19 protein-coding genes, 3 tRNA genes and 1 other RNA gene are annotated in these 23,240 nt (G+C 59.3%); 12 read left to right on the forward strand and 11 right to left on the reverse strand.

Annotated features, from left to right (window positions below; all coding sequences use genetic code 11):
- Positions 1-398 precede the first annotated feature (398 nt).
- The gene (gene ppsA, locus WCL58_RS13840; RefSeq protein WP_060419199.1) at positions 399-2,777 is read left to right on the forward strand and encodes a phosphoenolpyruvate synthase; all 2,379 of its coding nucleotides are present in this window, start codon (positions 399-401) and stop codon (positions 2,775-2,777) included.
- A 109-nt stretch (positions 2,778-2,886) separates the two neighbouring features.
- On the opposite strand, the gene rprA is transcribed toward ppsA, so the two are convergent.
- Both rprA and ydiK read right to left on the reverse strand, forming a co-directional pair.
- An RNA gene (gene rprA, locus WCL58_RS13845) (antisense sRNA RprA) lies at positions 2,887-2,996 on the reverse strand.
- Positions 2,997-3,251: 255 nt separating this feature from the next.
- Positions 3,252-4,352: an AI-2E family transporter YdiK gene (gene ydiK / locus WCL58_RS13850; RefSeq protein WP_055317060.1), complete on the reverse strand. Its 1,101-nt coding sequence runs from the start codon at positions 4,350-4,352 to the stop codon at positions 3,252-3,254.
- Between the two features lie 245 nt (positions 4,353-4,597).
- On the opposite strand from ydiK, the gene ydiJ reads away from it, so the two are divergent.
- Positions 4,598-7,654 (forward strand): D-2-hydroxyglutarate dehydrogenase YdiJ, encoded by a 3,057-nt coding sequence (gene ydiJ / locus WCL58_RS13855; protein WP_336851289.1) that lies wholly within the window; start codon positions 4,598-4,600, stop codon positions 7,652-7,654.
- Positions 7,651-8,067: a 1,4-dihydroxy-2-naphthoyl-CoA hydrolase gene (menI, locus tag WCL58_RS13860; RefSeq protein ID WP_016927938.1), complete on the forward strand. Its 417-nt coding sequence runs from the start codon at positions 7,651-7,653 to the stop codon at positions 8,065-8,067. The genes ydiJ and menI overlap by 4 nt, the downstream gene beginning before the upstream one ends.
- Positions 8,068-8,112: 45 nt before the next feature.
- On the opposite strand, the gene WCL58_RS13865 is transcribed toward menI, so the two are convergent.
- Entirely contained in the window at positions 8,113-8,517 is a 405-nt protein-coding gene (locus WCL58_RS13865; RefSeq protein WP_047727659.1) for a hypothetical protein, read from the reverse strand.
- Between the two features lie 526 nt (positions 8,518-9,043).
- Here WCL58_RS13865 and sufA point away from each other — a divergent pair.
- The 7 genes from sufA (at position 9,044) to WCL58_RS13900 (ending at position 15,964) form a co-directional block, all read left to right on the forward strand.
- Entirely contained in the window at positions 9,044-9,415 is a 372-nt protein-coding gene (gene sufA, locus WCL58_RS13870; protein WP_004931368.1) for a Fe-S cluster assembly scaffold SufA, read from the forward strand.
- Positions 9,416-9,429: 14 nt separating this feature from the next.
- Complete coding sequence (gene sufB, locus WCL58_RS13875) at positions 9,430-10,926, forward strand: Fe-S cluster assembly protein SufB (RefSeq protein ID WP_033638360.1); 1,497 nt, start codon at positions 9,430-9,432, stop codon at positions 10,924-10,926.
- Between the two features lie 43 nt (positions 10,927-10,969).
- Positions 10,970-11,716 (forward strand): Fe-S cluster assembly ATPase SufC, encoded by a 747-nt coding sequence (sufC, locus tag WCL58_RS13880; protein ID WP_004931365.1) that lies wholly within the window; start codon positions 10,970-10,972, stop codon positions 11,714-11,716.
- On the forward strand, positions 11,691-12,977 hold the full coding sequence (gene sufD, locus WCL58_RS13885; protein ID WP_336851290.1) for a Fe-S cluster assembly protein SufD: 1,287 nt from the start codon (positions 11,691-11,693) through the stop codon (positions 12,975-12,977). Before sufC ends, sufD begins: the two co-directional genes overlap by 26 nt.
- Positions 12,974-14,200 (forward strand): cysteine desulfurase SufS, encoded by a 1,227-nt coding sequence (gene sufS, locus WCL58_RS13890; protein ID WP_087763495.1) that lies wholly within the window; start codon positions 12,974-12,976, stop codon positions 14,198-14,200. The genes sufD and sufS overlap by 4 nt, the downstream gene beginning before the upstream one ends.
- A 36-nt stretch (positions 14,201-14,236) precedes the next feature.
- Positions 14,237-14,653, forward strand: coding sequence for a cysteine desulfuration protein SufE (gene sufE / locus WCL58_RS13895; protein WP_336851291.1), 417 nt, complete (start codon positions 14,237-14,239; stop codon positions 14,651-14,653).
- 297 nt (positions 14,654-14,950) lie between these two features.
- Positions 14,951-15,964: a L,D-transpeptidase family protein gene (locus WCL58_RS13900; protein WP_060440060.1), complete on the forward strand. Its 1,014-nt coding sequence runs from the start codon at positions 14,951-14,953 to the stop codon at positions 15,962-15,964.
- Between the two features lie 142 nt (positions 15,965-16,106).
- Here WCL58_RS13900 and WCL58_RS13905 read toward each other — a convergent pair whose 3' ends face one another.
- From WCL58_RS13905 to WCL58_RS13935, 7 genes are all read right to left on the reverse strand, one after another.
- Entirely contained in the window at positions 16,107-16,343 is a 237-nt protein-coding gene (locus tag WCL58_RS13905; protein WP_004931354.1) for a major outer membrane lipoprotein, read from the reverse strand.
- Positions 16,344-16,651: 308 nt separating this feature from the next.
- The gene (gene pykF, locus WCL58_RS13910) at positions 16,652-18,064 is read right to left on the reverse strand and encodes a pyruvate kinase PykF (RefSeq protein ID WP_070914911.1); all 1,413 of its coding nucleotides are present in this window, start codon (positions 18,062-18,064) and stop codon (positions 16,652-16,654) included.
- Positions 18,065-18,458: 394 nt separating this feature from the next.
- Entirely contained in the window at positions 18,459-18,764 is a 306-nt protein-coding gene (locus tag WCL58_RS13915) for a cupin domain-containing protein (RefSeq protein ID WP_060419183.1), read from the reverse strand.
- Positions 18,765-18,885: 121 nt separating this feature from the next.
- Positions 18,886-18,962, reverse strand: a tRNA-Val gene (locus tag WCL58_RS13920).
- A gap of 20 nt (positions 18,963-18,982) precedes the next feature.
- Positions 18,983-19,059, reverse strand: a tRNA-Val gene (locus WCL58_RS13925).
- A 20-nt stretch (positions 19,060-19,079) separates the two neighbouring features.
- Positions 19,080-19,156: transfer RNA gene (locus WCL58_RS13930), tRNA-Val, on the reverse strand.
- A 181-nt stretch (positions 19,157-19,337) separates the two neighbouring features.
- Positions 19,338-20,714 (reverse strand): MATE family efflux transporter, encoded by a 1,377-nt coding sequence (locus WCL58_RS13935; RefSeq protein ID WP_060419181.1) that lies wholly within the window; start codon positions 20,712-20,714, stop codon positions 19,338-19,340.
- 237 nt (positions 20,715-20,951) lie between these two features.
- Between WCL58_RS13935 and WCL58_RS13940 the strand changes: the two genes are divergently transcribed.
- Positions 20,952-21,602, forward strand: a complete 651-nt coding sequence (locus WCL58_RS13940) for a riboflavin synthase (RefSeq protein WP_016927930.1) — start codon at positions 20,952-20,954, stop codon at positions 21,600-21,602.
- A gap of 54 nt (positions 21,603-21,656) precedes the next feature.
- Positions 21,657-21,950, forward strand: a complete 294-nt coding sequence (locus tag WCL58_RS13945) for an I78 family peptidase inhibitor (protein WP_038874785.1) — start codon at positions 21,657-21,659, stop codon at positions 21,948-21,950.
- A 72-nt stretch (positions 21,951-22,022) separates the two neighbouring features.
- On the opposite strand, the gene cfa is transcribed toward WCL58_RS13945, so the two are convergent.
- Positions 22,023-23,174: a cyclopropane fatty acyl phospholipid synthase gene (gene cfa, locus WCL58_RS13950; protein ID WP_038874787.1), complete on the reverse strand. Its 1,152-nt coding sequence runs from the start codon at positions 23,172-23,174 to the stop codon at positions 22,023-22,025.
- Between the last annotated feature and the right edge of the window lie 66 nt (positions 23,175-23,240).

Genomic DNA, 23,240 nt, shown 5'->3' on the forward strand with positions numbered 1-23,240 from the left:
ACGGCGGGGCGGTAAACCGCCTTGCGGCGGCGCGTGAAGAAAAGTGCATTTTGACGACGGTAAAAATCGTGGCGCAGCGACGCTTTTCGATCCGAAACGCAAATTTGCCGCTATTTTCACCAAAAACGGTAGCGTTTGCGTGGTCATTAAAACAGAAGTTTAAAAAGAACGTAATTTGTTGAGAACTAAGCTTTTCGTGCGATTGGGAACGGTTCCCAGGCAAATCAGCCGGTTAGGACATTCTCTTAAAAACCACTTTCTTCAGTGGGTTGATCGATTCACCTTTCCATTTTCCCCAGATCAGTGTGCTAGTCTGATTCGGCTCCGTGTTAGCGGCGCCGTAAAGCAAGCGAATTAAATCCGTCTTTACCCTACTGATAGCAATAAGGATTGTCTCGATGTCCAACAATGGCCCAGACTTGCGTAATGTGCTTTGGTACAACCAGCTTGGCATGCACGACGTTGACCGTGTCGGCGGCAAAAACGCCTCCCTCGGTGAAATGATCACCAATCTTTCCGATTTGGGCGTGGCCGTGCCAAACGGTTTTGCCACCACCGCACAGGCGTTTAACGATTTCCTCGAACAAAGCGGTGTTAACCAGCGCATCTATCAGCTACTGGATCAGACCGACGTTGACGACGTTGCACAACTGGCCAAGGCCGGCGCCCAGATCCGCCAATGGGTGATCGACACGCCGTTCCACGCCGAGTTCGAACGTGAAATTCATCAGGCTTACCAACAGCTCGCCGACGGCGAACCGGAAGCCTCCTTTGCGGTGCGTTCCTCCGCCACGGCGGAAGACATGCCGGACGCGTCCTTTGCCGGCCAGCAGGAAACCTTCCTCAACGTGCAGGGCATCGACGCCGTGATGGTGGCGATCAAGCACGTGTTTGCGTCGCTGTTCAACGACCGCGCCATCTCTTATCGCGTGCACCAAGGCTATGACCACCGCGGCGTGGCGCTGTCGGCGGGCGTGCAGCGGATGGTGCGCTCCGATCTGGCCTCCTCGGGCGTGATGTTCACCATCGACACTGAGTCCGGCTTTGATCAGGTGGTATTCATCACCTCCGCCTTCGGCCTGGGCGAAATGGTGGTGCAGGGCGCGGTGAACCCGGATGAGTTCTACGTGCACAAACCGACGCTGCAAAACGGCAAGCCGGCGATCGTGCGCCGCAACCTGGGCTCGAAAAAGATCCGCATGGTGTACGCACCGTCGCAGGATCACGGCAAGCAGGTGCGCATCGAAGACGTGCCGGAAGCGCAGCGCAGCCGTTTCTCGCTGACGGATGAAGAAGTGCAGGCGCTGGCGCAGCAGGCGATCCTGATCGAAAAACATTACGGTCGCCCGATGGATATCGAGTGGGCGAAAGACGGCCATACCGGCAAGCTGCTGATCGTGCAGGCACGCCCGGAGACCGTACGCTCCAACGAGCAGACCATGGAGCGCTACCAGCTGAACGGCTCCAGCCCGGTGCTGGTGGAAGGCCGCGCCATCGGCCACCGCATCGGCGCCGGCCCGGTGAAAGTGATCCACGACATCAGCGAAATGGATCGCATCCAGCCGGGCGACGTGTTGGTCACCGACATGACCGACCCGGATTGGGAACCGATCATGAAGAAAGCCGCCGCGATCGTCACCAACCGCGGCGGGCGCACCTGCCACGCGGCGATCATCGCCCGTGAGCTGGGCATTCCGGCGGTGGTGGGCTGTGGCCACGCCACCGACGTGCTGAAAGACGGCCAGAAAGTCACCGTCTCCTGCGCGGAAGGCGACACCGGTTTCGTTTACAGCGATATGCTGGACTTCAGCGTGCAGAGCTCCGAAGTGACCGAGCTGCCTGATCTGCCGCTGAAGATCATGATGAACGTCGGCAACCCGGATCGCGCCTTCGACTTCGCGCGTTTGCCGAATGAAGGCGTGGGCCTGGCGCGGCTGGAATTTATCATCAACCGCATGATCGGCGTGCACCCGCGCGCGCTGCTGGAGTTTGACCAGCAGACGCCGGCGCTGCAAAACGAAATTCGCGCGCTGATGCAGGGTTACGATCATCCGGTCGAGTTCTACGTCGGCCGTCTGACCGAGGGCATCGCGACGCTGGGCGCCGCGTTCTGGCCGAAGCGCGTGATTGTGCGTCTGTCCGACTTTAAATCCAACGAGTACGCCAACCTGGTGGGCGGCGACAAGTATGAACCGCACGAAGAGAACCCGATGCTGGGCTTCCGTGGTGCCGGCCGTTACGTGGCCGACAGCTTCCGCGATTGCTTCGCGCTGGAGTGCGAGGCGGTGAAACGCGTGCGTAACGAAATGGGGCTGACCAACGTCGAAATCATGGTGCCGTTCGTGCGCACCGTGGCGCAGGCGGAAGCGGTGGTGGCCGAGCTGGCGCGTCAAGGGCTGAAGCGCGGCGAGAACGGGCTGAAAGTGATCATGATGTGCGAGATCCCGTCCAATGCGCTGTTGGCGGATCAGTTCCTCGAGCACTTCGACGGCTTCTCCATCGGTTCCAACGACATGACCCAGCTGGCGCTGGGGCTGGATCGCGACTCCGGCGTGGTGTCGGAGCTGTTCGACGAACGCAACGAGGCGGTGAAAGCGCTGCTGTCGATGGCGATTCAGGCGGCCAAGCGCCACGGCAAATACGTCGGCATCTGCGGCCAGGGCCCGTCCGACCACGAAGACTTCGCCGAGTGGCTGATGGAGCAGGGCATCGACAGCCTGTCACTCAATCCGGACACCGTGGTGCAGACCTGGATCAATTTGTCGAAAAAGAAATAATGTTTCGGCATCGCTAAGGCATTAACGCCAGGCCGCAGTTTACGCTGCGGCCTTTTTATTTCTGAATGTAAATAACGGCGCGTAAAATAATCAATTTGGCGAAAAAAGAATAAAAAAAAGCCCACCGTAGGAGATGGGCAAAGACTACACACAGCAATTCACATGTATGGCATTACATAGTTCAGAAAGGTTGCTTTAAAATCAGTGATTTGAAGCAATAGATGGCCATAATACTAGATTTTTGAACGCGACTAGTCATTAAGAATCATCCTAATCGATAGCGGCATCACATTTTATTTGCGGGCGTTATCTCTTTTTGCCGCTTGCAATAAACAGGGATTTACATTGCATCTTTCATTCGCCGAGGCCCAATCAATATAGGGCGGCATTATATTTGGCGTAGATATTACTCGAATGAGGTAGGAACAATGACGGGGCGAAATATTCCGCCCGACGATGCGGGCGGAAGGGGAATTAGCGTTTTTCCAGATCTTCGATGACTTGCTCCGGCGCGGTGGTCGGCTCCGGCGCTTCATTCATCCAGGCGGTCAGCAGGCGATAAGATACCGCCAACACCACCGGGCCGATGAACAGGCCAATCATGCCGAAGGCCAGCAAACCGCCGATAACGCCGGAGAGGATCAGCAGCAGCGGCAGATCGGCGCCCATGCGGATCAGCACCGGGCGCAGCACGTTATCCAGCGTGGCTACCACGCAGCTCCAGACCAGCAGCACGGTGCCCCAGGTGGTATCGCCATGCCAGTACAGCCAGATAATGGCCGGCACCAGCACCAACAGCGGCCCCAATTGCGCCACGCAGCAGATAAAGATCAGCATCGTCAACAGGGTGGCGGCCGGAATGCCGCTCACCGCCAGACCGATACCGCCCAGCACCGACTGCACCAGCGCCGTCACCACCACGCCCAGCGCGACGGCACGGATCGCCTGGCCGCCCAACAGCACTGCCGCATCGCCCCGCGCAGAACCGAGGCGCACCGCAAAGTGGCGGATACCCAGCGCTACCTGCTCGCCGCGCGCATACAGCAATGCGCTGAACAGCAACATCAGCGCGCAGTGCAGCAGCAGACGGCCGATATGCGCCGCCTGCGCCACGAACCAGGTGGCGGTCTGGCCGAAGTACGGCTGCACCTTCGCCAGCAGCGCGGCGCCGCCGGCGTTAACCAGCGTGTGGTAGCTGGTGTAGAGCCTGTCGCCGATCATCGGCACGGACTGCAGCCAGGCGAGGTCGGGAATGTGCAGCTTGCCCGGTGAACTGGCCCAGGCGATCAGCGGCGCGCTGTTATCCACCACGCTGCTGATCAGCAGGGAGATTGGCAGAATGAACAGCAGGATCAGCAGCAGGGTCATGACCAACACCGCCAGCGAACGGCGGCCCCACAGCAGTTTTTGCAGTTTGAGCAGCAGCGGCCAGGTGGCGATCACCACCATGCCCGCCCAGGCGAAGCCGAGAATAAACGGTTGGATCACCCAAAAACAGGCGACGATCATGATGGCGATAAACAGCACGCCGAAAATAATTCGCGGTAAGTCGTAACGCGATTGCGGGAGTGGCATCAGTGGCTTCTCATCCTGGTCAATTAAATCCCTGGCACCGGGGAATCGGGGTGCCTGTCGGTCGGTTTCTCACCGCCGGGCGGCCGCCTGTGGCGGCGCTCGCAGGGCGGTAATAATGTGAATGCCTTCACTAAACGAGTATGTTAGTTTTTAGTGTCACTAAAAAATAGGGTGGGTCTGAATTAAAGGCCCGATTCAGCGTACATCAGCGCATAAAAAATAGACGGACAGGGTCAAAAAAGCGAATGATCCCACAGATTTCTCAGGCGCCCGGCCTCGTTCAACGGGTGCTCGACTTTTTGGAAGCACTGAAGCAAAACGGATTCAACGGCGACACCGCCACCAGCTACGCTGACCGGCTGACGATGGCCACCGACAACAGCATCTATCAGCTGTTGCCCGATGCGGTGGTGTTCCCCCGTTCCACCGCCGACGTGGCGCTGATCGCCCGCCTGGCCGGGGAAGAGCGATTCAAGACGCTGACCTTCAGCCCACGCGGCGGCGGCACCGGCACCAACGGCCAGTCGCTCAACACCGGCATTGTGGTCGATATGTCGCGCCATATGAATCGCATTCTGGAGATCAACGTCGAACAGGGCTGGGTAAAAGTCGAAGCCGGGGTGATCAAGGATCAGCTGAATCAATATCTGCGGCCGTTCGGCTACTTTTTCTCGCCGGAACTGTCCACCAGTAACCGCGCCACGCTGGGCGGCATGATCAACACCGACGCCTCCGGCCAGGGCTCGCTGGTGTACGGCAAAACCTCCGATCACGTATTGGGCCTGCGGGCGGTGCTGCTGGGCGGTGAGATGATCGATACCCGCGCCATGCCGACGGCGCTGGCGGAAACGATTGCTCTGGAAGAGACCGCCGAAGGGCGCATCTACCGCACGGTGCTCAACCGCTGCCGCGAGCAGCGTGCGCTGATCCTGGAGAAATTCCCCAAGCTCAACCGCTTCCTCACCGGTTACGATCTGCGCCACGTGCTGAGCGACGATCTGCAAACCTTCGATCTGACGCGCATCCTGACCGGCGCCGAAGGCACGCTGGCGTTTATCACCGAGGCGCGGCTGGACATCACGCCGCTGCCGAAAGTACGCCGTTTGGTTAACGTAAAATACGACTCTTTCGACTCGGCGCTGCGCAATGCACCCTTTATGGTCGAAGCCAAGGCGCTGTCGGTGGAAACCATCGATTCCAAGGTGCTGAACCTGGCGCGTGAAGACATCGTTTGGCACTCGGTGAACGAACTGATCGCCGACGTGCCGGATAAAGAGATGCTCGGGCTGAACATCGTCGAGTTCGCCGGCGACGATCGGGCGCTGATCGACGGCCAGATGGAAACCCTGTGCCAACGGCTGGACGAACTGATCGCGCAGCAGCAGGACGGCGTGATCGGTTACCAAATCTGCGGCGATCTGGCGGGCATCGAGCGCATTTACAACATGCGCAAGAAGGCGGTCGGGCTGCTGGGTAACGCCAAGGGCCGCGCCAAGCCGATTCCGTTCGCCGAGGACACCTGCGTGCCGCCGCAACACCTGGCGGACTATATCGTCGAATTCCGTCAACTGCTCGATGACCACCACCTGAGCTACGGCATGTTCGGCCACGTCGACGCCGGGGTACTGCACGTGCGCCCGGCGCTCGACATGTGCGACCCGCAGCAGGAGGTGCTGATGAAGCAAATCTCCGATCGGGTGGTGGCGTTGACCGCCAAATACGGCGGCCTGCTGTGGGGGGAGCACGGCAAGGGGTTCCGCGCGGAATACAGCCCTGAGTTCTTCGGCGAAACGTTGTATGAAGAGCTGCGCCGCATCAAGGCGGCATTCGACCCGGATAACCGCCTGAACCCGGGCAAGATCTGTTCGCCGCTGGCGGTGGATGCGCCGATGATGCAGGTTGACGCGGTCAAACGCGGCACCTTCGATCGCCAGATCCCGGTCGAGGTGCGCACCTCATTCCGCGGCGCGCTGGAGTGTAACGGCAACGGCCTGTGCTTCAACTTCGACGTGCGCAGCCCGATGTGCCCGTCGATGAAGATCAGCGGCAACCGCATTCATTCACCGAAAGGGCGGGCGACGCTGGTGCGCGAGTGGCTGCGTCTGTTGGCCGAGCAGGGCGTCGATCCTTTGGCGCTGGAGAAACAGCTGCCGCAGCAGCGAGTCAGCCTGCGCGGTTTGCTCGAAAAGACCCGCAACAGCTGGCACGCGGGCAAGGGCGAGTATGACTTCTCGCACGAAGTGAAAGAGGCGATGTCCGGTTGCCTGGCCTGCAAGGCCTGCTCCACCCAGTGCCCGATCAAGATTGACGTGCCGGGTTTCCGTTCGCGCTTCCTGCAGCTCTACCACACCCGCTATCTGCGCCCGGTAAGCGACTACATGGTCGCCGGCGTGGAGAGCTATACCCCGTTGATGGCCCGCGCGCCGAAGGTGTTCAACTTCTTCTTCCGCCAGCCGTGGCTGCGGGAGATGAGCCGCAACGCCATCGGCATGGTCGATCTGCCGCTGCTGTCCAGCCCGACGCTGCGTCAGCAGCTGTCCGGCCATCGCGCGACCACGCTGACGCTGGAGCAGCTGGAAGGGCTGAGCGCCGAGCAGCGCGCAGAACACGTGCTTATCGTCCAGGATCCGTTCACCAGCTATTACGACGCCAAAGTGGTGGCGGACTTTGTCAGGCTGGTGGAGAAGCTCGGCTATCAACCGGTGCTGCTGCCGTTCTCGCCGAACGGTAAGGCGCAGCATGTGAAAGGTTTCCTGACGCGCTTTGCCCGCACCGCGCGCAAAACCGCCGATTTCCTCAACCGTGTGGCGCAGCTCGGCATGCCGCTGGTGGGCGTCGATCCGGCGCTGGTGCTGTGCTACCGCGACGAATACCGCGAGATCCTCGGCGCCGAACGCGGCGATTTCCAGGTGCAGCTGGTGCATGAATGGCTGCAGCAGCGGATTGCGGATCGCGCCGAACAGCCGGCGACCGGCGAGCCGTGGTATCTGTTTGGCCACTGCACCGAAACCACCGCGCTGCCGGCCAGCGGCCAACAGTGGGCGGCGATCTTCGCCCGCTTCGGCGCCAAACTGGAGAACGTCAGCGTCGGCTGCTGCGGCATGGCGGGCACTTACGGCCATGAAGCCAAGAACCTGCAAAACTCGCTCGGCATTTATGAGCTATCATGGCATCCGACGCTGCAGCGTTTGCCGCGGCAGCGCTGCCTGGCGACCGGCTATTCCTGCCGCAGCCAGGTGAAACGCATCGAGGGCAATGGCGTGCGCCACCCATTACAGGCACTTCTGGAGATGATTGAGTGAAATTGTGGAAACGTGAAACATCGCTGGAGCAGCTGAACCGCGCCGGCGACGGCTGCATGGTCAGCCATGTGGGCATCGAGTTTACCCAGCTGGGCGAAGATTTCCTCGAGGCCACCATGCCGGTCGATGGCCGCACCCGGCAGCCGTTCGGGCTGTTGCACGGCGGGGCATCGGTGGTGTTGGCGGAGTCGATGGGATCGATGGCCGGCTACCTGTGCAGCGAAGGCGAGCAGAAAGTGGTGGGGCTGGAGATCAACGCCAACCACCTGCGCGCGGTGTTCGATGGCCAGGTGCGCGGGGTGTGTCGCGCACTGCACGTCGGCCGTCGCCATCAGGTGTGGCAAATCGAGATCTTCGACGCGCGCGATCGGCTGTGCTGCACCTCGCGTCTGACCACGGCGGTCATCGACTGATTCCCGCCGGTTTCCGCAGGCGTTCGGCCTGCGGAGCCTTTCGCCTTACAGCTGAAACGGCACGCGTTTGACGAAGTCCTTTTGAAACGCGTTCGCCTTCTCCCAGGTGCCTTCCATTGCATATTTTTGGCAGATCAGCGTCAGCGTGTGGCGGGCGAAGTGGTAGCTTTGCACCCGAAACAGCTGGCAGCGCTGTGGGTTGTTGATCTCGACGATCAGCCGGTTGTGCAGCTTGCTGAGCGCGTGCAGGTAGCTGTCGTCGTCGCCGTTCTCCAGACACAGATTGGCCATGGTGAGGCTGACGCTGTTGTACCGCTTCAGATGGTCGATATTGCATTCCGGGCGCCGCAGCGCCGCTTCGGCCATATAAAAGTCCACCGTGGCGTCGCGCACGCTGAATTTGTATTCATCAATCTTGCCCAGCAACCATGCGTTGATCGAAAGAGTCATTGGCTTCGCGCTCAAATTCAAATTGAATGATAATCATTATCATATAAACTGCCGCGTTGCCGATCAATCCCGGCGCGGCGTTTTTTATTGCTCAGGAGGGTAAAAGACCGCCGCCGACCCAACTTAATCCTGAGCGACTAAACTTTAACCTGAGGGCCGCGCGCTTGCGCCGCGCCACGAAATGCCGATAAACGCACATTTACGACAGACAGAATGCAGAAATAGGTATTTTCTATGAATGTTTAGATCGGCAACGCACCGCAGCGCTGTAACGCTGACGGGCCACCGGGGAGTGCGGTACGGTGATGCAGGATAGATAACGAATTCATAGGGATAGCATGCACACCTTGCCGCCTGACGCCGCAAGCCGCCACGGGTGTCCCGTTGGCTTGCCGCGCGCCGCAGCGAAAAACCGCGCTCGCGGCGGATACCCCCGCAAAACAAACGGTTGAAGTGATAATCGTTATCACTAACATATAAGCAACCCAGATTGGCTGTGGCCAAACACGAGTGTGAGGTAGACCCTATGCAAACGGAAAATGTCGGCACTTTTTCTCTGGATGAAAATGTCTGGCAAGGCATTTCGCTCAGCGACAGCGCCGTACGACAAATAACGAAACTGATGCAGCAGGATCCGCAGGTGAAAGGGCTGCAGCTAGGGGTGAAACAATCCGGCTGCGCCGGCTTTGCCTATGTGCTGGATCTGACCCGCGAACCCGCCGATGACGATCTGCTGTTTGAGCGCGACGGCGCCAAACTCTATGTGCCGCTGAAGGCTATGCCGTTCATCGACGGCACCACGGTAGATTATGTCCGCGAAGGGCTGAATCAGATATTCAAATTCAATAACCCTAAAGCTCAGCATGCCTGCGGGTGCGGCGAGAGCTTTGGCGTTTGAGCGATGCAATCAACATGACACGAAGCAATGTAGAAATGCCTAATGAAGTGCAGGCTTGGGTCAGCGAAGGTCGCTACAAAGAAGGTTTCTTCACCCAGCTGGCAACCGATGAGTTGGCCAAAGGCATCAACGAAGAGGTGGTGCGCGCCATCTCGGCCAAGCGCAACGAACCCGAGTGGATGCTGGAATTCCGCCTCGAGGCCTACCGTGCCTGGCTGCAGATGGAAGAGCCGCACTGGCTGAAGGCCAATTACGATCGCCTGAACTACCAGGACTACAGTTACTATTCGGCGCCGTCCTGCGGCAGCTGCGACGATGCCTGCGGTTCGCAACCCGGCGCCGAGCAGCAACCGGGCGCGGCGACGGAAAAAGATTACCTGACCAGCGAAGTGGAGCTGGCGTTCAATCAGCTCGGCGTGCCGGTGCGCGAGGGCAGCGAGGTGGCGGTGGACGCCATCTTCGACTCGGTCTCGGTCGCTACCACTTACCGTGAAAAACTGGCGGAAAGCGGGGTGATCTTCTGCTCGTTCGGCGAAGCGATCCAGGAATACCCGGACCTGGTGCGTCAGTACCTGGGCCGCGTGGTGCCCTCCAACGATAACTTCTTCGCTGCGCTGAACGCCGCGGTGGCCTCCGACGGCACCTTCGTCTATGTGCCGAAAGGCGTGCGCTGCCCGATGGAGCTGTCGACCTATTTCCGTATCAACGCCGCCAAAACCGGCCAGTTCGAGCGCACCATCCTGATCGCCGACGAAGGCAGCTATGTCAGCTACATCGAAGGCTGCTCGGCCCCGGTGCGCGACAGCTACCAGCTGCACGCGGCGGTGGTGGAAGTGATCCTGCATAAAGACGCCGAAGTGAAATACTCGACGGTGCAGAACTGGTTCTCCGGCGGCGAGAGCAAGGGCGGCATCCTCAACTTCGTCACCAAGCGCGCGCTGTGTGAAGGCGCCGGCTCGAAAATGTCCTGGACCCAGTCGGAAACCGGCTCGGCCATCACCTGGAAATACCCGAGCGTGATTTTGCAGGGCGACAATTCGATCGGCGAATTCTTCTCGGTGGCGCTGACCAGCGGCCATCAGCAGGCGGACACCGGCACCAAGATGATCCACATCGGCAAAAACACCAAGTCGACCATCATCGCCAAAGGCATCTCCGCCGGCCACAGCGAGAACACCTATCGCGGCCTGGTGAAAATCCTGCCGGGGGCGGAAAACGCCCGTAACTTTACCCAGTGCGACTCGATGCTGATCGGGCCGGACAGCGGTGCCCACACGTTCCCTTACGTTGAAGCGCGCAACAACAGCGCTCAGCTGGAGCACGAAGCCACCACCTCGAAGATCGGCGACGACCAGCTGTTCTACTGCCTGCAGCGCGGCATCAGCGAGGATGACGCCATTTCGATGATCGTCAACGGTTTCTGCAAGGACGTTTTCTCCGAGCTGCCGCTGGAGTTCGCCGTCGAGGCGCAGAAACTTCTGGCCATCAGCCTGGAACACAGCGTGGGTTAATCGCCGCATTTTTAGCGCCGTCGGCGCTATCTGAGGACACAGCATGTTAAGCATCAAGAATTTGAAAGTCAGCGTGGAAGGCAACGAGATCCTCAAGGGATTGGATCTGGAGATCAAACCGGGCGAAGTGCACGCCATCATGGGGCCGAACGGCTCGGGCAAGAGCACGCTGTCCGCCACGCTGGCCGGGCGTGAAGAGTACGAAGTGACCGAAGGGGAAGTCACCTTCAAGGGCAAGGATCTGCTGGAGCTGGATCCGGAAGATCGCGCCGGCGAAGGCGTGTTCCTGGCCTTCCAGTACCCGGTGGAGATCCCTGGCGTCAGCAACCACTTCTTCCTGCAGACGTCGGTCAACGCGGTGCGCAAATACCGCGAGCAGGAGCCGCTTGATCGCTTTGACTTCGCCGATTTCATCGAAGAGAAAATCGCGCTGCTGGATATGCCGGCCGATCTGTTGACCCGTTCGGTCAACGTCGGCTTCTCCGGCGGTGAGAAAAAACGCAACGATATTCTGCAGATGGCGGCGCTGGAGCCGGATCTGTGCATTCTCGATGAAACCGACTCGGGCCTGGACATCGACGCGCTGAAGATCGTCGCCAACGGCGTCAACTCGCTGCGGGACGGCAAGCGCGCCTTTATCATCGTGACCCACTATCAGCGCATTCTGGACTACATCAAACCGGATTACGTACACGTGCTGTCCCAGGGGCGCATCGTTAAGTCCGGCGATTTCTCGCTGGTGAAACAGTTGGAGGAGCAGGGCTATGGCTGGCTTACCGACCAACAGTAATTCAAACGCGCTGCAGCAGCTGTATCGCCTGTTCGAAGGCCGCGGCGGCGAGCGTTCGCCGCATGCGCTGGCGCACTGGCAGCAGGCGCTGCGCCTCGGCTGGCCGACGCGCAAGCATGAAAACTGGAAATACACGCCGCTGGAGAGCATGCTGGAGCAGCAGTTCCTCGATCCGCAGCCCGCGCCGGTGAGCGCAGAGCAGCTTGAGGCGCTGGCGCTCGGCATCGATGCCTGTCGGCTGGTGTTTATCGACGGCCGCTACAGCGCCGCGCTCAGCGATGGCGATCTGGGCGACTACCAGTTCGAGTTGACCGCCTACGGCACGCCGCAGGCGCTGCCGGAGCCGATCCAGCCGGAGATTTTCCTGCACCTGACCGAAAGCCTGGCGCAGGAAACCAGCCTGATTCGTTTGCCGGCCGGCAAGGCCCCGGCCCGCCCGCTGTACCTGCTGCACATCAGCAGCGGACGCGGCGCCACCGGGGAAGTGAACACCGTGCATCATCGTCACCATCTGGAGATCGGGCGCGGCGCCGAGGCGGAAGTGATTGAACACTATGTCAGCCTGGGCGAGGCCGCGCACTTCACCGGCGCGCGCCTGACCGCCAACGTGGCGGACAACGCCGGGCTGTTGCACTGCAAGCTGGCGTTTGAGAGCCAGCCGAGCTACCACTTTGCCCATAACGATCTGGTTATCGGCCGCGACGCGCGGGTGAAAAGCGACAGCTTCCTGCTGGGCGCCGGCCTGACGCGGCACAACACCAGCGCACAGCTGAACGGCGAAGGCGCAAACCTGGTGATCAACAGCTTGGTGCTGCCGGTGGGCAAAGAGATCTGCGATACCCGCACCTATCTGGAGCACAACAAAGGCTATTGCGAAAGCCGCCAGCTGCATAAAACCGTGGTCAGCGATCGCGGCAAGGCGGTGTTCAACGGCATGATCAAAGTGGCTAAGCACGCGATCAAAACCGACGGCCAGATGACCAACCATAACCTGCTGTTGGGTAAGGTGGCGGAAGTGGATACCAAGCCGCAGCTGGAGATTTACGCCGACGACGTCAAATGCAGCCACGGCGCCACCGTGGGGCGTATCGATGAAGAGCAGCTGTTCTATCTGCAGTCGCGCGGCATCGACAAACATGCGGCGCAGCAGATGATTATCTTTGCCTTCGCCGCCGAGCTGACCGAAGGCATCGCCAACGACACCATCCGGGAACGGGTGCTGGCGCGCATCGCCCAGCGCCTGCCGGGGGAGGCTGCATGAGTTATCCGATTGAACGCGTGCGCGGCGATTTTCCGCTGCTGGCGCGTGAGGTGAACGGCCAACCGCTGGCCTATCTCGACAGCGCCGCCAGCGCGCAGAAACCGCAGGCGGTGATCGACCGCGAGCTGGAGTTCTACCGCCACGGTTATGCGGCGGTGCATCGCGGCATCCACACCCTGAGCGCCGAGGCGACTCAGCAGATGGAAGCGGTGCGGGAGCAGGCGGCGCGCTTTATCAACGCCGCCTCGGCGGAAGAGATGGTGTTCGTCAAGGGCACCACCGAAGGCATCAATCTGGTGGCCAACAGCTTTGGCCGCCACCTGCTGCAGCCGGGCGATGCGATTCTCATCACCGAGATGGAGCACCACGCCAACATCGTGCCGTGGCAGATGCTGGCGGAGGAGCGCGGGCTGCAGCTGCGGGTGTGGCCGCTACAGCCGGACGGTACGCTGGATCTGGCGCGGCTGCCGGAACTGGTCGATGCGTCCTGTAAACTGCTGGCGCTGACCGAGGTCTCCAACGTGCTGGGCACCGTCAACCCGGTGCGCGACATTATCGCCCGCGCCAGAGCCCTGGCGCCGAATTTGACGGTGCTGGTGGACGGCGCGCAGGCGGTGATGCACCAGCGCGTCGATGTCCAGGCGCTGGACTGCGATTTTTACGTGTTTTCCGGCCACAAGCTGTACGGTCCTTCCGGCATCGGCATGCTGTATGGCCGCCAGGCGCTGCTGCAGCAGATGCCGCCGTGGGAAGGGGGCGGCTCGATGATCCGCCAGGTCAGCCTGACGGCGGGCACCACCTTCGCCGATCCGCCGTGGCGCTTCGAGGCCGGTTCGCCGAACACCGCCGGCATCATGGGGCTGGGGGCGGCGTTTGATTACGTTGAAGCCCTGGGCCTGAATGCGATCCACGATTATGAACAGTCGCTGATGCACTACGCGCTGAAGGCGCTCAGCCAGGTGCCGACGCTGAAAGTCTATGGCCCGGCCCATCGCGCCGGGGTGATCGCCTTCAATCTGGGTGAACACCATGCCTATGACGTCGGCAGCTTCCTCGATCAGTACGGCATCGCCATTCGCACCGGCCATCACTGCGCCATGCCGCTGATGGCGTTTTATCAGGTGCCGAGCATGTGCCGCGCTTCGCTGGCGTTATATAATACCCGCGAAGAGGTGGACCGGCTGGTGGCCGGGCTGCAACGCATTCATCAGCTATTAGGCTAGGCCGGGGCGCGTCCCCGGCGGTACAAAAGGATCCCCATGGCGAATTTGCCGGACAAAGATAAATTGGTGCGAAATTTCTCCCGCTGTTTGAACTGGGAGGAGAAATACCTGTACGTGATTGAACTCGGCGCCAAATTGCCGCCGCTGGACGAGGCTGAGCGGCAGGCCGGCAACCTGATCTCCGGCTGTCAGAGCCAGGTGTGGATTGTGATGCGCCTCGATGAGCAAGGGCAGGTCGAGTTTCACGGCGACAGCGACGCGGCGATCGTCAAAGGCCTGCTGGCGGTGGTGTTTATTCTGTATCGCCTATTGACGCCGCAGCAGATTGTCGAGCTCGACGTGCGGCCGTTTTTCGCCGAGCTGGCGCTCAGCCAACACCTGACGCCTTCGCGTTCACAGGGGCTGGAGGCGATGATCCGCGCCATTCGCAGTAAAGCCACGCAGCTGGCCTGAGCCTGAACGCCCCCGTTCTTGAGGGCTCATTGATACATTCGTTTTGTCAATGAGCCTTTACAATCCACGCTTTCCCCCCAGATAACATCCCCAATTCAGTGATATTTCAGCAGCTTATCCGTTGACGTTTCGTTGACAATCAACGGCGGTGATTACGTTATAACGTGTTGATTTTTAGAGAACTTATTGCCTTTGATGCCAGCATTGCTAGTATTAATCAGGTATTGTCTGATTTACCCGCCGCCGGGCGCTCGTTAGCCTTGGGGACGAACCGTCATAAAAAATATAGGGATGATAATGAAACGTGCGTTGAGTTTAATGGGCATGGTCTTCGCCACCGTATTGGCCGGCACGCAGGCCGCCAGTGCGACCGAGTACCCGCTGCCGCCGCCGGACAGCCGTCTGATCGGTGAAAACACCACTTATACCGTGCCAAACGACGGCCGTCCGCTGGAGGCGATCGCCGCCGACTACAAGATTGGCCTGCTGGGCATGCTGGAAGCCAACCCCGGCACCGACCCGTTCCTGCCTAAGCCGGGTACGGTGCTGACCATTCCGACCCAAATGCTGCTGCCTGATACCAAGCGTGAAGGGATCATCGTCAACCTGGCCGAGCTGCGCCTTTACTACTATCCGAAAGGCGAGAACAAAGTGATCGTCTATCCGATCGGTATCGGCCAGACCGGGATGCACACGCCGCTGGAAGTGACCTCCGTGAGCCAGAAGATCCCCAACCCGACCTGGACACCTACCGCCAACATCCGCAAACGCTATCAGTCCCAGGGCGTGACGCTGCCTGCGGTGGTGCCGGCAGGCCCTGAGAACCCGATGGGGCTGTTCGCCCTGCGTCTGGCGATGGGGCGCGGTGAATACCTGATCCACGGCACCAATGCCAACTTCGGGATCGGCATGCGCGTCAGCTCCGGCTGTATTCGTCTGCGTCCGACGGACATCGAAGCGCTGTTCAACCAGGTGCCACGCGGTACGCGGGTGCAGGTGATCAACGATCCGGTGAAGATTTCGGTTGAGCCGGACGGCAAACGCTATGTGGAAGTGCACCAGCCGCTGTCGCGGGTAGAAAGCGACGATCCGCAGACCATGCCGATTGCGTTGTCTAAAGCGGAGAAAGCCTTCGCTGCAGATGGGCAAACCGATCGCGCCGTGTTCGATAGCGCGGTTGTACGCCGTTCTGGCATGCCGGTGCTGGTCAACGTGGGGGAGAACCCGTCTGAGGTGAGTTTAACGCCTGTAGCGGCGCCTGCGGCGAATAAGAGCCCATTCAAGGCAGCGCCAATCAGTTCAGTGAACTAAGTTTGCAGGACTGAGCGGTTGAAGAGGGGTTCAGCGTGCTGAGCCTCTTTTTTTTTGTCTGCCGAAGGAGAACCCCCGGGCCGATGAGCAGGCAAAAAAAAACGGCGCACACTGTGCGCCGTTTTCAATAACCAAAGCTAACTTACTTTTTGTAAGCGTGAGCTTGGTTGTCCAGACGCTGGTTAGCGCGTGCTGCGTCGTCTTTAGCCGCTTGAACGTCAGAACGCATTGCGTTCACGTCGTTGCTCAGCTGATCAACTTTAGCGTTCAGAGTCTGAACGTCAGAAGACAGTTGATCGATTTTAGCGTTGCTAGAGCAGCCAGCCAGCAGAGTGGAACCCAGGATTACCGCGCCCAGTACCAGTTTAGTACGATTCATTATAACACCCTCTAGATTGAGTTAATCTCCATGTAGCGTTACAAGTATTACACAAACTTTTTTCGAAAGAGAATAATTTTTTAGTGTTGAGGTGCTTTATTTTGATCGTTCGCTCAAACTTGCATCTGGTTTTACAAATTAGTTAAAAAAACGAGGGAAAACAGCCGGCTTCCATGGGACTACTCCGATTTGTTATTAGCTAAATAATGAGCGGATCGCGGTTGCGTTTTGAGAAAAATAGTTTACTGCCGATAAAAAAAACGCCGCAAAGCGGCGTTTTGATCAAGGTAATTATGTCACGTTTTATATTACAGCACGTGTACCGAGGCGGTGTTGGTAGTGCCGCTCGGCACCAGCGCGCCGGAAACCATCACCACAACGTCGCCTTTCTGCGCCAGGCCGCTGGCCAGCGCGGCTTCTTTACCGATGCGGTAGAAGTCGTCGGTAGAGGCGATTTCCTTGACCATCTGCGGGATAACGCCCTTGCTCAGCACCAGCTGATGCGCGGTGGTTTCATTGGTGGTGAGCGCCAGGATCACTGCGTTCGGGAAGTATTTACGCACGGATTTCGCTGACTTGCCGCCGCTGGTGGCGACGACGATCAGCGGCGCGTCCAGTTTCTCGGCGGTCTCTACCGCACCGCGGCACACCGCTTCGGTGATGCGCAGCTTGCGATGGTCGTTCAGGGTATCGATGCGGCTAGGCATCACGCGATCGGTACGCTCGCAGATGGTGGCCATGATGTTGACCGCTTCCAGCGGGTATTTGCCCTTGGCGCTCTCGCCGGACAGCATGACGGCATCGGTACCGTCCAGGATGGCGTTGGCAACGTCGCCGGCTTCCGCGCGGGTAGGGCGCGGGTTCTTGATCATGGAGTCGAGCATCTGGGTGGCGGTGATCACCACTTTACGCGCGCGGTTACATTTCTCGATCATCATCTTCTGGGCGAAGATCACTTCTTCGACCGGGATCTCGACGCCCAAGTCGCCACGGGCAACCATGATGCCGTCGGACGCTTCGAGGATCTCGTCGAAATTGTTCAGGCCTTCCTGGTTTTCGATCTTGGAGATGATCTGGATCTGCTCGCCGCCGTGGGCTTTCAGGTGTTCGCGGATCTCCAGCACGTCGGAGCGCTTGCGGATGAAGGATGCCGCCACGAAGTCGACGCCTTGTTCGCAGCCGAAGATCAGGTCGCGTTTGTCTTTTTCGGCCAGCGCAGGCAGCTGGATGGAAACGCCCGGCAGGTTGACGCCCTTGTTCTCGCCGAGATCGCCGTTGTTCAGCACCTTACAAATGACTTCGTTTTCGGTCACGTTGGTGACTTCCATGCCGATCAGGCCGTCGTCTACCAGCACGGTGTTGCCGATCTTCAGGTCGGCGGCGAAGCCGGCGTAGGTGACCGCTACGCGATCGCTGTTGCCGATCACGCTCTGGTCGGTGGTGAAAGTGAAGGTTTGGCCGGCGACCAGCGAGGCGTCTTTACCGCCTTCCAGTTTCATGGTGCGAATTTCCGGGCCTTTGGTATCCAGCAGGATGCCGGCATTGATACCGGTTTTCGCCATCACGGCGCGCATGTTCTTGATGCGGTTGCCGTGCTCTTCATAGTCGCCGTGAGAGAAGTTGAGACGCATCACGTTCATGCCCGCATTGAGCAGGTTGGTCAGCATTTCTTCCGATTCGGTTTTTGGACCGATGGTACAAACAATTTTGGTCTTTTTCATGGCGGAGTTTTCTACAAGTTGTGATGGATAAAAAAACGAATTTGACCGGCGCGGTTTACGCCGGTAGGGAATTTGGGCCGTGCCTGGTGGTGAAAAACATAGTTAAGGATAGGTGACGACAGTTGAAGCGGGGCGGAAAAATTCAGCCCGCGCGGGGGCGCGGGGATGCTGCGCAACGGGGTAAGATCAGATCGTGTTGTTATAGCGTTTTCGCAGATCAAGGGCTGAAACCATTCAACTGATAGACGTTGCGCATTATAAAGGCTAAGCGGTGGGAAACAAAATAAAAAACCGCGGCGGCGCGGCGGATATGTCAAAACGGGGGCAAATGTGGCGCAAATGCAACGCGTTGCGGGCCGCTTGTTGCGCAAATAACCATGCTGTAAATACAGGTTTAACGCGTTTGGGGAATTTCCAGCAGCACGCCGGCGCTCAGGCAGAAGCAGCCGCTGGCGACGTTGGCCGGCAATATCAGGCTCTCGCCGGCCCGTACCACCCGGGTGTCACCGCCGAGGGTAAACTCGAATTCACCGGAGATCACCCGGGTTTGCCGCGCGTGCGGGGGCTTTTGCAGCTGGCCGAAGGCACCGGCCTCGAAACGCACTTCTGCCGCCGGCGAACCGTCGCTCATCACGCCTTCACGGCGAGCAAGGCCATTGTCGAGCGATAAAAAGGCGGTTTTGGCGGTAAAGGTGGTCATGTGGCGTTCCTGGTGGCTGATGGCGGTAGCACGGCGCGATCGACATAAAAGTACAGGCGGTCGGGCAGAGACGAAACAACGGGAAGTATAACGCGATAGGGGGAGAGATGAATCAGCAATATGGTGCGTCCGAGTGGACTCGAACCACCGACCCCCACCATGTCAAGGTGGTGCTCTAACCAACTGAGCTACGGACGCACTGCACTGCTTCTGAAATTTGGTGCGTCCGAGTGGACTCGAACCACCGACCCCCACCATGTCAAGGTGGTGCTCTAACCAACTGAGCTACGGACGCACTGTACGGCTTTAGGAATTTGGTGCGTCCGAGTGGACTCGAACCACCGACCCCCACCATGTCAAGGTGGTGCTCTAACCAACTGAGCTACGGACGCATCTTTTCCTGTCTGTCATGGCTGACAGCGGGGACGAATATTAACGAGCTACCCGCGTGCTGGCAAGGGGAAAAGCGCAATTTTATTCGGTATTTCACGCGATTGCTGAGGTTGTGCGCAGTCCGGCGTTTTTTTCCGCAAACCGCAGCCCGGCCGGGGATGAAACCGGCCGGGCGCGGGCTCAGCGCGTGGATCGCTGCAGGATGACGGCGGTCGGCTGTTTCTGCAGCCAGCGCATGCGTAGCGCCATCATGATGGCGGCGAAGGTCAGGCCGATGATAAAGCCGATCCAGAAACCGCTTGGCCCCATTGCCGGCACCACCACATCGGTTAACGCCAGCAGATAGCCGCTCGGCAGGCCCAACACCCAATAAGCGATGAAGGTGATAAAGAAGATCGCGCGGGTGTCTTTATAACCACGCAGCACGCCGCTGCCGATCACCTGGACAGAATCCGAGATTTGGTACAGCGCCGCCAGCAGCATCAGCTGCGACGCCATCGCCACCACCGCCGGGCTGTCGTTGTACAGCAGGGCGATCGGTTCGCGGAAGGTGGCGGTAAACAGCGCGGTGCAGACGGCCATGGTGATGCCGACGCCGATGGCGGAGTAGGCGGCGACACGGGCGCCTTCAACCGAACCTTCCCCCAGACGGTAACCGACGCGGATGGTGGCGCCGACGCCCAGCGACAGCGGCAGCACGAACATCAGCGCGCTGAAGTTAAGCGCGATCTGGTGGCCGGCGACCGCAACGATCCCCAGCGGCGAAACCAGCAGCGCCACCACGGCGAACAGCGTGACTTCGAAGAACAGCGCCAGCGCCACCGGCATGCCGATGCCGATCAGGCGCTTCAGCGCCGCCCAGTCCGGGCCGCCGAGATCGCCTGCCTGGCGTTTGATGTCGCGCTGCGAGGGCGCGCGCTTCACGTACCAGCGCATCATCAGGAACATGATCCAGTAGACGCTGCCGGTGGCGACGCCACAGCCGACGCCACCCAGCTCCGGCATGCCGAACTTGCCGTAGATGAAGATGTAGTTGATCGGGATATTCACCAGCAGGCCGAGGAAGCCGATCACCATGCCGGGCTTGGTTTTGGACAGGCCTTCGCACTGGTTGCGCATCACCTGGAAGAACAGGTAACCCGGCGCTCCCCACATGATGGCGTGCAGATAACCGACGGCTTTATCCGCCAGCTGCGGGTCGATGTTGTGCATCATGTCGATGACGAACTTGCAGTTATACAGCACCACGATCAGCAGCACGGACACGCCGGAAGCCAGCCAAAAACCCTGGCGCACCTGGTGAGCGATGCGATCGCGCCGCCCGGCGCCGTTAAGCTGGGCGATAACCGGGGTCAGCGCCAGCAGCAGGCCGTGGCCGAACAGGATGGCCGGCAGCCAGATTGAAGTGCCGACCGCAACCGCCGCCATGTCGGTGGCGCTGTAGGCGCCGGCCATGATGGTATCCACCACGCCCATGGCGGTTTGCGATATTTGCGCGATGATGACCGGGATAGCGAGAGCCAATAAACTACGCGCTTCAATTAAGTACTTCTGCACGCATACACCTTTCTATTTATATATGTGGGAGGGAGGGCTGCCGCGAGAGGACAACAATTAAAATAGCGGAATTTTGTCAAAAATATTGTACCTGCTCGGCGTCGTTAAGCAAACGCCGCAGATAAATAGTTATTAAATGCGCAGGCCCGCGTTTTTTGCCTACGCGGATTTGGTTTTCAGCGCCAACTGGGGCAAACTGCCGGGAGCGTTTTAACCTATTAGTAAGAAGAGGCACATATGTTCACCGGTATCGTACAAGGCACCGCGCCGCTGGTCGCCATTGATGAGAAACCCAATTTCCGCACCCACGTGATCGAGATGCCTGCCGAGCTGTTGCCGGGGCTGGAGCTGGGCGCGTCGGTGGCCCATAACGGCTGCTGCCTGACCGTGACCGCGGTGGAAGGCAACCGCGTCAGCTTCGATTTGATCAAGGAAACGCTGCGCCTGACCAACCTCGGCGATCTGGCGCTGGGCGACATCGTCAATATCGAGCGCGCGGCGAAGTTCAATGACGAAATTGGCGGTCATTTGATGTCCGGCCATATTATCTGCACGGCGGAAGTGGCCAAGATTTATACGTCAGAAAATAACCGCCAGGTATGGCTGCGCATGCCGAATGCGGAATTGATGAAATATGTGCTGCACAAAGGTTTCATCGGCATCGACGGCATTAGCCTGACCATCGGCGAAGTGGTGAATAATCGTTTCTGTGTGCACCTGATCCCGGAAACGCTGGATCGCACCACGCTGGGTAAGAAACGCCTGGGCGATAAGGTGAACATCGAAATCGATCCGCAAACGCAGGCGGTGGTGGATACCGTCGAGCGCGTGCTGGCCAACCGGGAAGCGACGCTGGCGGCGGCGATGGCGCCGGCGCACAAAGACTGACAGCGATTCTGGCGTTGCCGCCGGCATCGAATCATAAGCAGAGAGGAGAAACGCGTGAAGTTTTATGGGAAAACGTTGTTGTTAACCGCGTTGCTGGCGCTGAGCGCCTGCAGCAGCTCACCTGAGCAGGGCGCCGGCGCGCAAATGGCCGATGCGGACGATACCTGCGGCGCTTCGCAGTATCAAAACTTCGTCGGTAAGCCGATGACCTCGCTGGAAGGCGTGCGGATCGACGCCAAGGTGCGCGCTATTCCGTACAACTCTGCCGTTACCATGGATTTCAACCTGCGCCGCCTGAACTTCCTTGGCGATAGCAACGATAAAATCATTCGCGTTTATTGCGGTTAACCCGCAGCATCCGAAAGAGCAAAAAAAAGCCCCGGCGATGATGTTACCGGGGCTTTTTTATTGGGGAAACGTTCAGCGCGCGACGCGAATGCCGCCTTCAACGCCTTTCGGGCTGAACACCACCTGCCACAGCTGCAGATCGCGCGCCCGGAACGCGCCGGCGCAGGCGTTCAGGTAGTAGCTGAACATCCGCTCGAAGCGTTCGGAATAGCGCGGGGCAAGCTGCGGCCACGCCTGTTTGAAGCGCTCGAACCAGGCCATCAGCGTGCGGTCGTAGTCGGCGCCGATGTTGTGCCAGTCTTCCATCACGAAATGGCCCTCGCTGGCTTCGGCAATATGGCTCACTGAAGGCAGGCAGCCGTTCGGGAAAATGTACTTGTTGATCCACGGATCGACGTTCATATCGGTCTTGTTGGAGCCGATGGTGTGCAGCAGGAACAGGCCGTGCGGCGCCAGATTGCGTTCTACCACGTTGAAATAGGTGCGGTAGTTTTTCGGCCCGACGTGCTCGAACATGCCGACCGAGACAATGCGATCGAACTGCTGATGCAGATCGCGGTAATCCTGCAGCAGGATCTGCACATCCAGCCCGGCGCAGCGCGCCTGAGCCAGCTTCTGCTGTTCGGCAGAAATGGTTACGCCGACCACTGACACGCCGTAATGCTTCGCCGCATAGGCGGAAAGACCGCCCCAGCCGCAGCCGATGTCCAGCAGGCGCATACCTGGCTGCAGCTGCAGTTTTTCGCAGATCATCCGCAGCTTCGCTTCCTGCGCTTCCTCCAGCGTAGTAGCGTCTTTCCAGTAGCCGCAGGAATATTGCATGTAAGGATCGAGCATCAGGGTAAACAGATCGTTGCCGAGATCGTAATGTTCTTTGCCGACGATCCAGGCGCGCTTTTTCGATTGCAGGTTGGTCAGGCGCGCGGCGGCGATACGCAGGGTATCTTTCAGGTGGTGGGGGAGTTTCTTCTCCAGCCCGGCGCTGACCACGCGCTGGAAGAACATATCCAGCCGTTCGCACTCCCACCAACCGTCCATGTAGCTTTCGCCCAGGCCCAGCGACCCTTGCTGCAGGACGCGTTTAAAGAAATCGGGGTTTTTAACCTGAATATCGAAAGGGCGCGATCCGTTGATTTCAATGCCGGCCAGACCGAGCATTTCGTGCGCGATACGGTACCACTGATTGTCCTGGATGCTCAGATCTTCTATACACGATGAACTCATAGCTTCTCCATCACCTTCTTCTGACTGATGACCCGTTAGGAAACAGCTTAGACAATTTCTGCGGGT

The organism is Serratia sp. TMDUHS_CL (genome assembly GCF_037137105.1).
Classification (GTDB): Bacteria; Pseudomonadota; Gammaproteobacteria; order Enterobacterales; family Enterobacteriaceae; genus Serratia; species Serratia nevei.